The sequence below is a fragment of the Pedobacter sp. AW31-3R genome, assembly GCF_052180285.1.
Lineage (GTDB): Bacteria > Bacteroidota > Bacteroidia > Sphingobacteriales > Sphingobacteriaceae > Pedobacter.
This window is the reverse complement of sequence record NZ_CP197475.1, coordinates 3676653-3690199: the sequence shown is the minus strand read 5'-3', so window position 1 is coordinate 3690199 and position 13547 is coordinate 3676653. Positions and strand designations below refer to the sequence as shown.

12 protein-coding genes are annotated in these 13547 nt (G+C 42.8%); 6 read left to right on the top strand and 6 right to left on the bottom strand.

What is annotated here, in order from left to right; genetic code table 11:
• Positions 1-96 precede the first annotated feature (96 nt).
• Complete coding sequence (locus ACSBL2_RS15260; protein ID WP_442587401.1) at positions 97-1461, bottom strand: BamA/TamA family outer membrane protein; 1365 nt, start codon at positions 1459-1461, stop codon at positions 97-99.
• Positions 1462-1585: 124 nt separating this feature from the next.
• Positions 1586-2710, bottom strand: a complete 1125-nt coding sequence (locus ACSBL2_RS15255; protein WP_442587400.1) for a thiol-activated cytolysin family protein — start codon at positions 2708-2710, stop codon at positions 1586-1588.
• A gap of 222 nt (positions 2711-2932) precedes the next feature.
• Between ACSBL2_RS15255 and ACSBL2_RS15250 the strand changes: the two genes are divergently transcribed.
• Complete coding sequence (locus ACSBL2_RS15250) at positions 2933-4561, top strand: sodium/sugar symporter (RefSeq protein ID WP_442587399.1); 1629 nt, start codon at positions 2933-2935, stop codon at positions 4559-4561.
• A 5-nt stretch (positions 4562-4566) separates the two neighbouring features.
• On the opposite strand, the gene ACSBL2_RS15245 is transcribed toward ACSBL2_RS15250, so the two are convergent.
• From ACSBL2_RS15245 to ACSBL2_RS15230, 4 genes are read right to left on the bottom strand one after another with little or no spacing between them, the layout of a single operon-like run.
• Positions 4567-4782, bottom strand: a complete 216-nt coding sequence (locus ACSBL2_RS15245; RefSeq protein WP_442587398.1) for a hypothetical protein — start codon at positions 4780-4782, stop codon at positions 4567-4569.
• A gap of 20 nt (positions 4783-4802) precedes the next feature.
• On the bottom strand, positions 4803-6101 hold the full coding sequence (locus ACSBL2_RS15240; RefSeq protein ID WP_442587397.1) for a TolC family protein: 1299 nt from the start codon (positions 6099-6101) through the stop codon (positions 4803-4805).
• 16 nt (positions 6102-6117) lie between these two features.
• Positions 6118-7698: a DHA2 family efflux MFS transporter permease subunit gene (locus ACSBL2_RS15235; protein ID WP_442587396.1), complete on the bottom strand. Its 1581-nt coding sequence runs from the start codon at positions 7696-7698 to the stop codon at positions 6118-6120.
• A 31-nt stretch (positions 7699-7729) separates the two neighbouring features.
• Positions 7730-8779 carry an HlyD family secretion protein gene (locus ACSBL2_RS15230; protein WP_442587395.1) on the bottom strand — a complete coding sequence of 350 codons (1050 nt, stop codon included), beginning with the start codon at positions 8777-8779 and terminating at the stop codon, positions 7730-7732.
• 191 nt (positions 8780-8970) lie between these two features.
• On the opposite strand from ACSBL2_RS15230, the gene ACSBL2_RS15225 reads away from it, so the two are divergent.
• The 5 genes from ACSBL2_RS15225 (at position 8971) to ACSBL2_RS15205 (ending at position 13547) form a co-directional block, all read left to right on the top strand.
• Positions 8971-9528, top strand: coding sequence for a TetR/AcrR family transcriptional regulator (locus ACSBL2_RS15225; protein ID WP_442587394.1), 558 nt, complete (start codon positions 8971-8973; stop codon positions 9526-9528).
• A 174-nt stretch (positions 9529-9702) separates the two neighbouring features.
• Positions 9703-10611, top strand: a complete 909-nt coding sequence (locus tag ACSBL2_RS15220) for an NAD(P)/FAD-dependent oxidoreductase (protein WP_442587393.1) — start codon at positions 9703-9705, stop codon at positions 10609-10611.
• 168 nt (positions 10612-10779) lie between these two features.
• On the top strand, positions 10780-11358 hold the full coding sequence (locus ACSBL2_RS15215) for a GNAT family N-acetyltransferase (RefSeq protein ID WP_442587392.1): 579 nt from the start codon (positions 10780-10782) through the stop codon (positions 11356-11358).
• A 154-nt stretch (positions 11359-11512) separates the two neighbouring features.
• Positions 11513-12148: a hypothetical protein gene (locus ACSBL2_RS15210; protein ID WP_442587391.1), complete on the top strand. Its 636-nt coding sequence runs from the start codon at positions 11513-11515 to the stop codon at positions 12146-12148.
• Positions 12149-12755: 607 nt separating this feature from the next.
• On the top strand, positions 12756-13547 hold the full coding sequence (locus ACSBL2_RS15205; RefSeq protein ID WP_442587390.1) for an HAD-IIA family hydrolase: 792 nt from the start codon (positions 12756-12758) through the stop codon (positions 13545-13547).

Sequence of the window (13547 nt, the reverse complement as noted above, 5' to 3'; positions counted from 1 at the left end):
ATTCTTGTCGTATTAACGTCGTACAGTCCAACTCGATGATGTTGGTTCTGTACGACTTTTTTTATGTCTTTGATATGCGCCAGCTAAGATGGGCATTTAAAATGCTTCATTCAGGCCAAGAAACAATCCTTTCGCACCATATTTACCAAAGGCGTAATCCAGGCAAAGGTTTGTGCGGGTGGCCTTATTGAAGAGAACACGTAAACCGGCACCCCCTGCCGGCTGCCATTTCTGGAAGATTTTGGTCCCCAGGTTATCATTGGTTGTCTCTATGTTGAAGAAGGTAACCCCGCTGAGAAATTTGTTCCTGGTAATCGGAAACCGGTATTCCACCTCAGAATAAAAGAATTTTGTTCCTTTGAAATAGGCAATGGTATATCCGCGACCACTGCGAAGACTTTGGTCTTTTCCTGTTCCCGGAAGTTCAAGATAGGGCAGGGCTCCACTGACGAGATAAGAACCCCAGTTCCAGAAGGCCAGAACATGTTCAGGGTTACGTGCGGAAAGGCTCCAGTATTTCCTGAAGTCGGTACTTATCTGTACCGCACTTTTACTGCTTCCCATCCAGGTCTGGTTGATACGCACGCCGGCATCTGCATAAATGCCTTTATAAGCCCTGTTCTGGTTATCCCTCGAAGTATATTGCATATTAAACAACAGTCCGTTGGCCATATATTTATCCCTGTCAAAACCATAACGGTCGCTGTAGATATTGTATGGTGTCAGTTCGTCTGTCGTTTGCCTGTCTTCAATGTTGCGCCTGATATCAAATGATACTCCGGCACCGACAAACAGGTTTTCCCTAATCTGTTTATATATCTTTTCCCTGAAGTTATAATACTCTGCATGGAGCACATATCCTTTACGGTCTGGATTGGATAAAATCCTGTCGGCTTCACTTCCGGTTGCTACTTGTCCTATTCCCAGCCCAAAATCGGGGGTGACAGTTTTGGCAGCAACGAGACTGCCCTGCAGGTTCCATGTATTGCCAGGAGTGAACACATTGTGGCTGAGGTAGACGTAGATAATTCCCTTTGTGGTAATAGAGGCTGAGGTAGCGGCAACAGACATAAAGGTATTTGGATCCTTGCCCAATATCCTTCCGGCTACGGCTTTGATTCCGATCTGTGCTCCGATACTCGGATTGTAAGCCACATTGGGCATCAGGGTGATGCCTGATTTCTTACGCAGGGGATTGGGTTTGGCTTTTGGATGTAGGATCGTCCTCAATAAGTCAGATACATCATAATGTTTATAAGAACTGTCTGCAGGAGGTTGAAGCAATGCCGTATCTGCGACTGTTGTATCTTTTTTCAGGGTATCTGAAGGAAGGTTCACCTGGGCGGAAGCATATTCCGGCAGACCAAGGAATAGAATAGAGAAGACGATACGGGATACGATGATGAGTCCGCTGAATTTGCGGCTGTATGTTTTTAGCGGCGTATGAGGTGTGAATTTCAAATGAGACGAGATATGCTTTAATAAACAGAAACAAGTAATTAACACGGAATTCCTGTAATTGTTTTTTATGCATATCTCCTCATGTCGCATTGGAGCTCTTCAGTTTTGAAAAGCTCCTATATGTTTAGAGTTTTTCTATGGGATAATCCAGGCGATAGTTGAACCCATATTTAACGCTGGTGTTATCGGCAATTGTTCCTGCGAAAAACCTGATCGGACTGCCATAATCGTTGGCAGAATAACTTCCGCTGTTTTTTACTGCAGTTGAAAATAAGCTCAGCTGCGTGTAGCCGGTAGCCGTTTTCACATTTCTGGTCTCTGTTTCATTGAAACCCTCCATATATAAAGTGATGGTAGCTTCATTGAGTAGTTTCTGTGTAGCGGCTGCCGACTCATTATTGAGAACCGATTGAAAAGCTGTTTTAATGGTGTTAAAATCTTCATCTGATTCGATCGCGACAATTGCGGTACGTCCGTAAGTGACGCCTTCAATAATCACGGGGTTATCGGGAATGCTGCCAATATTTGTTCCAGGGGCAAAGTATCCTCCTTCCGAAGTCGGATCAAGCAATACGGAGAAAAGCGATAAATCAATGGTGGCGTAAAAGCCGTTTTTCTTTTTGATATGTCCGTTATCTGCCGGTCTCAGGATGGCGAGGCTGGAGAAGTCCCATGAGGTACCTGTATTGATGGAAATTTCACTATAATTGGTAAATGAAGATCCATTACTGAAAGATATGGCATCTACCTGTCCGCCAGTACTATTTCCTAAAAAAGCTTTGATATACTTTGTGGTTTCCCCAAGAGAAGGAACTGCTGTTGAGAAGAGTTCCACGCTAAGTAGAGAAGAATAAATTGTAACTGCATTTTGTGGATAACCTGTTAAGGCTTCATATTTCTGATTGAGAATGGTATTTCCTTTCAGCAAAGATCCCGGATAGATCCGGTTTTTGGACAGTGGTGTTGGAGAAAACTGATTTGTCATGAAACTGCCCTTTGCCTGAACCCGGAAAGTGATTCCTGCGGAATCTGCCCAGACGCTGTCAGAAAGCACGTCATACGTTGCTTTGGCACTGATTACTTTTCGGATAGAGTCGATTTTTGCAAATTTTGTTGACTTTATTGGTGCGGTTTTTCCTGTGTCTACGGGGACGGTAACGGGACCAACCGGATCAGGAGTGACTTTAGGATCCTTTTTACAGGCAAGGCATAAAGACGCCAGTAAAAGCATCAGGGTATACTTTTTCATAGATAAGCAGTAAATGATGATAAATAAGTAGTTATGGTATTAAAGGTATCAATAAATATCTATGGTTGTATTTAATAATTAAAAAAATTTTCTTTTAATTATTTGATCTGGATGTATAGTTATTGCTGTCAGCACAGCGTTGTAAACAGAATAGATATCAGGATTCTTTTTGAGTTTTTATTGCGGTATAATCCTAAATTTGCATCCTGTTAAACCAGTTCCATGAATCATTTATCCGTTTTCGACTATACCGTCTTTCTCATTTATTTTGTTATTGTTTCAGGTTATGGATACTGGGTATACAGGAACAAGAGATCGGCAGGTTCAACAACCAAGGAATACTTTTTAGCGGAAGGTTCCCTGACCTGGTGGGCAATTGGTGCGTCCATTATTGCGTCCAATATCTCTGCCGAACATTTCATCGGGATGTCGGGTTCAGGATTTGCCATGGGGCTTGCCATTGCGAGTTATGAATGGATGGCTGCGGCTACACTGATTATCGTGGCTGTATTCTTTCTTCCGATATACCTGAAAAACCGTATTTATACCATGCCGCAATTCCTTTCAGGTAGGTATAATAATACAGTGAGTACCATTATGACTGTATTCTGGTTGCTGGTTTATGTACTCGTTAACCTGACTTCCATTTTCTTCCTGGGCGCCATAGCCATAGAAACCATTACAGGGATTTCGTTCAATCTGTGTATTGTGGGACTGGCCATTTTCTCCCTGGTCATTACCCTGGGCGGGATGAAAGTGATTGGGTATACTGATGTGATCCAGGTTTTTGTGCTGGTCGGTGGGGGACTGGTGACTTGTTATATGGCTTTGGATATGGTATCGGACAAGCTGCATATTGATACCGTAATGGGCGCACTACCGGTTTTGAGGGCAGAGGCCGGAGATCATTTTCACATGATATTTTCAAAGGACGATAAATTCTACAATGAGTTGCCGGGGATTGCGGTGCTGGTTGGGGGACTATGGATCAACAATCTGAATTACTGGGGATGTAACCAGTACATTGTGCAGCGGGCATTGGGGGCAGATCTGAAAACGGGGCGCAGCGGTCTTTTATTTGCGGCTTTCCTGAAGCTGCTTATTCCCTTAATTGTGGTCATTCCAGGAATATGTGCCTATGTTTTATACCAAAATGGCTATTTCCAGTCGGAAATGGTGGATGCTTCAGGAGTGGTCAAACCTGATCATGCCTATCCTGTATTGATGAACCTGCTGCCATCCGGACTAAAGGGCCTGGCTTTTGCTGCATTGACAGCGGCTATTGTGGCTTCATTAGCTGGGAAAAGTAACAGTATCGCCACCATATTTACACTGGATATTTACAAGAAATTTATCAATAAAGAAGCTTCTGAACGCAGGATGTTGCATGTGGGACGCTGGTCGATTGTGATCTCTTCCGTGATTGCCATGATTATTGCTCCGGCTTTACGCAGTTTTGATCAGGTTTACCAGTTCGTACAGGAATATGTGGGTTTCATTTCGCCAGGGGTCTTCGCGATATTCCTATTGGGGTTTTTCTGGAAAAGAACAACTTCAGCAGCGGCACTGACTGCCGCTTTACTGACCATACCCTTATCTACATTGTTTAAATTCCTACCGGAACTGACAGACGGTGCAATTGGGCAGATCCCATTCTTAAACCGCATGTCATGGGTATTCTGCATCATTATTGTGCTGATGATGGCCATTACCCTGATGGATCCGAAAAGTAAAAATAACCCCCAGGGATTGGAAATAGATGCGAAGATGTTCAGGGTGAGTCCCTCATTTATGGTAGCTTCAGTTATTATCTGTGGAATTCTTTCGGCACTGTACATTGTATTCTGGTAGTGCTTTTACCAGTCCATTGGACTGCAAGCGAATCCGCAAGATTCCACCAAAGCGATAAAATCATTGCGGACCGGATTCGAAGTGACTATTCTCAATACTTTTTCATCATCGGTAAGATCAACATTCCAGTTTTGAATTTCAGCATGTAAGTCCAGGCAGGTACTCAGCTGAAGAATATCCCTGTCATTGCTGATATTGGTAACGAAAATATGTATTTCCATAGCATTTATTTATAAGAGGTTTACCAGTATTGTACGCCTGTTAATCGGGCAATAGCCAGTTTCGCAATGCAAAGCTGGTATTCATACTGAAGGTTGGTTAGTTCAGCGCGCTGCACATTGGTGCTGGCGTTGGTCAGCTCCAGATTGGTACCTATCCCATTTCGATAGCGGCTTTGGGCCAGTTTCTGTGCTTCCTTCGCTTCATCGATCTGCCTTTTTGCATTCACGAGGCTGGAAGTATTGCTGCTGATATCCAGTAAGGCCTGTTGAATGTCCTTGCGGTACGTATTGCTCAGGGTTTCTTCGGAATATTTAGTCTGTGCCAGCTGGCTTTGTGACAAGCGTACTTGTTTCTTTGCTCTTCCTCCCTGATAGATTGGGATGCTGAGGGTGACGCCAGCAGAATAATTGTACCTGAAACGGTCAATTTCGGGTGCATATCCATTGGTGAAACCCGTTCCTGCATTCATGCTTAAGGAAGGTTTTCCATTCGTCCGGCTGACTTTAAGTTCGGCTTCAGCCTGGGTAATCCTGTCTCTGATCAGATTAAATTCCGGGTTGTTGGCCTGTGCAGTTTGCAGGGCTTCATCCAGGCTGGACTGGTGTTCTGCAGGGAAGTTGAAATCAGCTGCCGTAGTATTCACCTTTGTCCCGGTAGTGTATTCCATCAGTGCATACTGTTTGTTTAAGCTGTTCTGTAAATCAATCTTACGGTTGTTTTCCTGATCTATGCCCGACTGAATAGACAATACATCATATTTTAAGGCATCACCGTTTTTGAATTTCACTTCTGTATCCTTCTTGTTGGCTTCCAGGAAGTTGATTACGCTATCCTGAATGGCAATTGCCTCTTTGAGGTAAGCGATCTGGTAATAAATGCTTCCTACCTGGAAGGCCATCTGGTTTCTGTTGTGGGCGACATTGTCTGCTGCATATTGCAGGCCGGCCTTCGCACGGTCAACACCAGCTTTCACCACTCCAAAATCCCATAGGGTATAACTGGCATTCAGTGTTGTGCTGTAATTGTTATTCGGCATGATCTGGAAGCTGACAGGTGTAGAACCTGTCGGGATAGTGATTTCTGAAACCGGGTCGATGTACCTGTAACTTCCTTTGGCTTCAATTGAAGGTAAACCGGAAGATTTGGCAAGGACCACTTGCTGCTGTGCCACATCGAGTCCCTGATTCAATTCCTTAAATGCAGGAAAATAGCTGAATGACTGGTTAATGAGCGTTTTTAAATCTGCTGTTTGCCCCTGTGCCTGTGAAACACCCAGGGAAAGTGTGCAGATAGATATAATGATGCTTAATTTTTTCATGTTTTTTGTATTAATATTAATGTGCGGCAGCAGCCACTTTTGCCCTGGTCTCTGCATCCATGTTCTCATTTTTGAGGAGTAGCATAAAGGGGATGGTGCAGACAAAGAATACAGCAATTAAAAGGAAACCATCCAGGTAGGCCTGCATCTGTGCCTGATTGGACAGGGCATGGTCGAGCAATCCATTTGCCGCTTGTTTTGCAGCAATAGGGTTTACACCTTTGGCTATTACCCCCTGTGTCAGTCCGTTGAGGCGTTCTGTTAATAAGGGGTTATTCCCCTGGAGATTGGACACCAGGTCAAGGCGGTGTGTGGCATAACGGTTGGTGGCATAGGTGTTCATGATGGCGATTCCAAATGCGCCACCAAGCTGACGGAACATATTGTTCAGTGATATTCCATAAGGCATATCGGATGGTTTCAGTCCTACTACAGCCTGACTCAACAGGGGCACGGTAAGACAGCCTGTTCCTACACCCCTGCAGATTTGGGTGACAATGAACCACCATTTATCTGCGTCTGGTGCGGCCTGTGAAGAGGTATATCCATGCAGGATGAAAAGGGCAAATCCCAGGGAAACAAAATAAATGGGTTTGATACCTTTACCTAATCCTGCTCCAATAAAAGGCATGGCAAAAATGGTCACCAGTGCTCCTGGAATCATTGATAAACCGGCTTCTGTAGGGGTATAGCCCATTACCCGCTGTACCATGACCGGAAACAGGTAAACAGAACCGAATAATCCGAAACCACAAACAAAGGTTAAGATATTGCTGCCGATAAGGTTGCGGCTTTTCATCACCTTCAGGTTAATCGCCGGATTCTTGGTATGGAGTTCCCACCAGATAAACATCCCCAGTCCGAGGACGGCTGCGGCAGTCAGGTACCTGATTGTTTCATCTTCAAACCAATCTTCGGACTGGCCTTTTTCCAAAATATACTGAAGGGCACCCACACCTACGGTGAGGGACAGGATGCCTATATAGTCGATCGGAATAGACTTTTTATCAATATTATACTCATCGGGTTTTTTGTCCACAAATTTCCAGGTCAAAATTGCAGCAATAATGCCAATAGGGATATTGATATCGAAAATCAGTGCCCAATGATAATTATCGACAATATATCCGCCCAGGATAGGGCCGATTGTTGGGCCGACCACGATTCCCATTCCGAAGATACCGCCTGCAATACCTTTTTCTTCCGGTTCAAACTGGTCAAATAATATTCCCTGTGAAACGGACAGCAGCGCTCCGCCGCCAATTCCCTGTACAAACCTCCAGAATACAAGCATCCATAAGGAAGTAGAGGTACCACACATATATGAAGCCAGGGTAAAGAGGATGATGGAGGCCAGGTAATAGTTTTTTCTGCCAAAATAGCGGCTTAAAAAACCGGTGAGTGGAATAACGATAACATTTGCGATCGCATAGGCGGTCACGACCCAGGAGGCATCCTCTAGGGTGGCACCTAGTGTACCGCTGATATTATTCAGTGCAACGTTGATAATGGAAGTGTCGATCAGCTCCATTATTGCCGCTGTAATACTGGTAATTACAATAATAATTTTTATGAACTTATTTTTTTTACCTTCCATGTGAAGAGGTGTTATAGGATTAAGGAATGGACTATTTTACTTTTACGTCCACCTCGACACTTAAGCCTGCTTTAAGTATACCTTTAAGTTTTTCAGCATGATCAATGGCTATGGTTACCGGAACACGCTGCGTTACCTTCACAAAATTACCGGTAGCATTATCTGGCGGCAGTAAGGAAAATTTTGCTCCCGTAGCATCGCTGAAACCAGTGATCTTACCGGTGATTTCCTGATCAGGATAACCATCAACGGTGATCTCTACTTCCTGGTTAACCTGCATGTGTTCCAGTTGCGTCTCTTTAAAATTCGCCACAATCCAGTAGTTGTCATTACTGACCAGGTTGAACAATTGCTGCCCACCCTGAACATATTGTCCGGTTTTCAGGTTTGTTTTGCCCACTTTGCCATCGGTTGGGGAAATGATTTTTGTATAACTCAGGTTCAGCTTCGCTTTGTCAAGTGCAATTTCCCTTGCTGCAATGGTCGCTTTTGCACGCAAAATCTGGGCGTTGGCACTTGCCGTTTGGGTGCCTGCCTGTTTCAGCTTGCTTTTACTGGAGCTAAGGAGACGTATGGCAGTCTGGTAGGCCGACTGGCTTTTTTCCAGCTGACGCTGGGTGATTGAACCTTCCCTGAACAGGGATTCATCACGCTGCACATCGCGTTTCGCCTGTTTCAGGGCAACTTCTTCCACACTTATTCCGGCTGAGGCTACATCTTCATTGGAACCAATGGTGGGAAGTTGTGATTCAGCGCTGCTCAGGTCTGCTTTTGCCGCCAGAAGGTCAGCTTCCGCCTGTTTTACAGCCAAAATATATTCACTGTCATCAATGACGGCAAGGGTATCTCCTTTTTTGACCAGCTGATAATCCAGTAAACTGAAGTGGTCGATGTATCCGGGAATCCTGCTGAGGACAGGAACGGAATTCGATTCTATTTGCGCGTTGTCTGTACTTTCATGTGATAGGGAATGGCTAATTTTTGTGACTGCAAAATAACCTGCGACAATAATGATTGCACCAATTATTATTGGTTTTACTACTTTGTTGGTTTGTGGTTGCGTGTTTTCTTGTTGTTCCATGATTTGAATTTAACGCCGCAAAAGTAAACTAAGTTGACTAAACGTGGTCAACCTAGTTTACTTTATTTTTCTATGTTTTGCGAAAAAGACAATGATCTGACAATGTATTTGGTGAATAAAAAATGGCAATCAGTGGTTGTCTTTGACAATTATGTGTCACATATCTGAGAAATATAACCTATGTTTGTGATATGACGGAACAGACCCAGAAAAAGATAGTTGATGCAGCAATTTTAATTTTCAATGAAGATCTTTCTGCTCCTCTGGAGAAGGTGGCCGATAAAGCGGAGGTAACCCGAAGAACATTGCATCGTTATTTTAAAGACAGGAGCGACCTTCTGGCTTCCTGTGAGACAGATATGCAGGAAAATTGCAGAAAAGCGATGACAGGAGCATTGGAAAGTTCTGAAGATCCGCTGGTTCAGCTGGAGCGGATGCTTTATGCAGGGATTGACTGTGGGGCAAAATATTCGTTTTTCCACAAGCTCCATTCTCGCGAGGGGCATACACACCGTAAGGAAAATCAGGACTGCGCATCATTTGATGCACTTTCGAAACGACAGGCAGCGGTCATTGCGATTCTTCGTGAACGGGGGATAATTAGTCAGCATATTACGGTTGAATGGGTGACCATGTTATTTTCCAGCGTAATTGCTGCAACGGTAAGCAGCGCGGAGCAGGGTACTGTAGCAAGAAACAGCTTAAAACAGTTTGCCTGGTTTTCTTTTAGTAAAGGAATTGGCATATAAAAAAATTGTCTGTTCGTGTCTCATTTTAGAGACATGAAAAAGAGGTGCCCAGGTGGAGCGGGGGATTGCAGACAACCTTACTTAGTGGCAATATGGTGTTTTTTTCTTGCAGGAAAGGATTGGCCTGTGCTGCGAAAGATTTGTTTAAAAGGGATTTAAAATTAGAAATAAGATATGGAAGAAAATAGGAATTATGACGCAGTTATTGTAGGTGGAAGTTATGCCGGTCTATCGGCTGCAATGACATTGGGAAGGGCAATGAGGAAAGTACTGGTCATTGATAACGGGAAGCCATGTAATGAACAGACACCACATTCCCATAATTTTCTTACCCAGGATGGGCGTACACCTGCAGAAATTTCTTCACTGGCGAAATCTCAGGTGATGGCGTATCCTACAGTGGAATTTATGGAGGATACGGTGAGTGCTGTGGATGGTGAAGATTTGAGCTTTATGGTATCGACACTGGCTGGGAGAAGGATAAAGGCGAAAAAGCTGATTTTTACGACAGGCATAAGGGACCTGATGCCAGGGATTCAGCGCTTCGCTGAATGTTGGGGAATTTCGGTTATTCATTGTCCCTATTGCCATGGTTATGAATACAGGGGACAAGTGACCGGCTTGCTATCCAACGGTGAGACTGCGCTGGATTTTGCCCGCCTGGTTAGGAACTGGACTGATCAGCTGGTTATTTTCACCAATGGCCAGTGTACGATGAGTGCAGCGCAGCAGGATGAGTTGAAGGAAATGAAAATAACCATCATAGAAAAGACTATACAAGAACTTGTACACCAAAAGGGTTACCTTGACCGGCTGGTTTTTTCAGACGGCGAATCTTATCCTTTAGCAGCCTTGTATGCAAGGCTACCTTTTGAACAGCATTGTCAGATTCCGCAGGACTTGGGTTGTGCACTGACCAATTCGGGGCATATTGAAGTAAATGAAATGCAGCAAACCAGTATAGATGGGATTTATGCGGCTGGTGATAATTCTACCCTGTTTCGTTCGGTGTCTGCAGCTGTTGCTGCTGGTTCAAAAGCCGCGGCTGTTTTAAACCATCAACTGATAGCACATCGTCTGTAAGGATGGAATTGCAAGCATTCGTCCTGGCACTTATTTAATCTGTTTTTTCCGGAAAAAGTTATTTTTCCCCGATTGGACGGTGTTATGCTGTAGCTGTACTGGTTCTTTTTTCTAAAACTGTGTCTGTCTGGTCTTTTTTTAAGACCTTATTTTTGGCAAAAGATTAAAATGATGATGGAAAACATACTACCACCCCCTGTTACTTTTGAGCTGGCTGTTACGGACAGTCATTTCGAACAGATCCTTGAATTACAGCGTAAAAACCACCTGAATTCAATTCATGAAGACCAGCAGCTTCAGGACGGCTTTGTATTTGCGGAGCATGATATGCGATTGTTAAAATTAATGGCCGCGAAGCAGCCGCAGGTGATTGCCCTTGCAGCTGGGAAAGTAATAGGATATAACCTGGCAATGGATTGTTCGATGGAGGATGAGTTACCCAGTCTGAAACCCATGTTTGAAGAGTTTAAGAATTGGAGTTATGAGGGTAAACCTTTACTGGATTACCGGTTTATTGTTGGCGGACAGGTATGTGTGGATTCCGCTTTCAGGGGCCGTGGCCTGATTCGGAATCTGTACCAGGAAACAAAAAATCTGGTAGGAGAGCATTATGATTTGTGTATTACAGAAATCGCTGTCAGGAATTCAAAATCACTAAGGGCACATAGTAAACTCGGCTTCCAGGTACTGGGTAATTATGACGATGGTGCAGAAACCTGGAATTTAGTGGTATGGAAATATAGATAATATGATATAGGTTAATTTTTATATCCTTATTTGGTTTGTTTTTTTTGAATCTTCATGTTTTATTTGTTTTATAGATTTTAATGTTTTCATTATTTGATTTTAAAATCTTATATATTTGCTCAATTTTTAAAAATATTCTCATTTATGTCAAAAAATGACAAATAAAAATATGGTTTCTCTATCAAAAAACTCCCTGCTAAAAGTAGTTTCAACTTTGTTTTTTCTTTCTCTCAGCTATTACAGTGCTGCCCAATCTCCAAATGAATATGTCATTACGAATTTAGGAGATACGATTCCTTGCAAGATTACTAACCAATTTATGGGGGCCGCGGTATATGTTTCCACAGATGGGAAGAAAAGAGGTAAGGTTAAAGTGAAGATGGTTAAAGAGTATTATGACGTAAAGAGAAAGCATGTTTTTAAGGCGATGAAACTGCCCGATTTTTCAAGGCCCATGTTTGTGGAAAGGTTGGAAACCGGTACCATTAATTTATATGAGCTCTATATAACCACATCTACAGGAGGAGGGGGGGCATTTGGTGCGCCTACCGGGAGTAGAGTTACGCAACAATGGTATGTGACAAAGAAAGGCAGTGACAGCCTCTATTTGATTAAAATAAATACCCTCTTTAATGGGAAGACCAATAGGGGGGAGAGGAAAGCTTCTTTGTATTTAGCGATTGGTGATGACCCTGAGTTATTACAGCAATTCAACGATAAGGATAAATATGGCTATGATGAGATACGTGCCGTAATAAAACGGTATAATGAAAACCATCCAATGATTTAGATTAATTGGAGTATTCAGCTTTACTGTCCGATGATGAATAGATTTATCTGATAAATCGTGATATGATTGGAGCCGCCCGGGTTGGATAGTGTTAAAACTATTTAACCTATTTTCATGACCGAGCTTAAATTAATAACTATATTATTCTGGTCCGTATTTTTAGTTGAAACGGTCATGGATAGTAAAGCAATGACAAAAATTGGCACCAGTAGAAGTAAAAACGGAGAAACATTAGATAATCTTTTCATAATAATTCGTTTTGATAAAACAAATAGAATCAATTTAAATTCTTAGCTAAAATGTTTTAGACGAATGATTGATTGTTATAGATAAACGCCAAAAAATCAATTATTTCCATTTTTGTACCCGTTGGTAGAACAAAAATGCCCGTTCGTCGATGGCGTATTAAAAAAGTAGTAAAACTGTTTCCCCCTAAATATGCGCGCTTACTTTAATCGCACAACAAGTTATTGTGACTATTTTTATGAAAAGGTGCTGCCAAGAATTATATTCGTGCAGAATTATAGCGTTTAATTTTTACTGCTATTTTTATGGTTTCAATTCATAAAACGTTTTAATGAACTATTTAAAATTATAACAAGAAATTATGCAACAAGGACTTTTAATTGATATGGATGGGGTGATCTATAACGGAGAAACACTCATTCAGGGAGCTGATACTTTTATTGCGGGATTGTTGAAGAAGGGGATTCCTTTTACCTTTATGACTAATAACAGTCAGCGGACGAGTTTGGAAGTGACCAGGAAGCTGAAAAGGCTCGGAATTGATGTCACTAAAGAACATGTGTACACCAGTGCCATGGCTACAGGAAAATTTCTCGGTGACCAGGGACCAAATGTTACGGCCTACGTGCTGGGTGAAGGGGGACTGATCTCCAGTCTGCATGAAAACGGCGTGACGCTGGTAGATACCGATCCGGAATTTGTTGTTTTAGGTGAAGGAAGGAACTTTACACTGGAAATGGTTCAGCGTGCAGTAGATATGATTCTTGCGGGTTCAAAATTTATTACGACCAACAGGGATCCATCGCCTAAAAAACCAGGCTGGAATAATTTGGGTATTGCGGCAACGACAGCGATGATTGAAGAAGCTACAGGTATTAAGGCCTTTGTTATTGGAAAACCTGGGCCGGTGATGATGCGTTCTGCGAGAAAATTTCTGGGACTCGAGACTGCTGCCACAACTGTCATTGGCGATACCATGGAAACTGATATTCAGGGTGGCGTACAGATGGGCTACAAAACTATTCTAGTCTTATCCGGAATTGCCAGTAAGGAAGACCTGAGTAAATATGCGTTTAAACCTGATCTGATTATCGGTTCAGTGAATAAACTGGAGTTTCCACTGAAATGGTGGGATATTAAGGCAGAAAAATAA